We start from the raw sequence: 240 nt of genomic DNA, 5'->3' as shown, positions 1-240 counted from the left end.
ATGTCGTTTTTACCTCGCGCAGTAACGACCGTGAGGCAATCATCAACTGCCCCCAAAGTTTTCGCGCTTCAACGTAACGGGCGTACCCGGCATTATTACGAAAACCAAGAAAAATGGCGATGGCGACACCGAGAATGCTGAACGGTGCGAGGGTGAATTTGATGCCCAGATGCGTGTACCAGGGCAGCATGAAAATAACAGCGATAGAAAAGAGAAAATTGAGTAGTAAGCGCGATGATA

The 240-nt window shown here is 48.3% G+C and carries 1 protein-coding gene; it reads right to left on the bottom strand.

All coding sequences use genetic code 11. From position 1 onward, the window contains the following. Window positions 1–240, bottom strand: a 240-nt coding sequence (locus SB756_RS34740) for a bestrophin family ion channel (RefSeq protein WP_410913842.1), incomplete at both ends; no start/stop codon positions are given.

It is taken from the genome of Pseudomonas sp. SIMBA_068 (genome assembly GCF_046534705.1).
GTDB lineage: Bacteria > Pseudomonadota > Gammaproteobacteria > Pseudomonadales > Pseudomonadaceae > Aquipseudomonas > Aquipseudomonas putida.
Note: the sequence above shows the minus strand (reverse complement) of the source record. Positions and strands in the feature narration are given on the sequence as shown.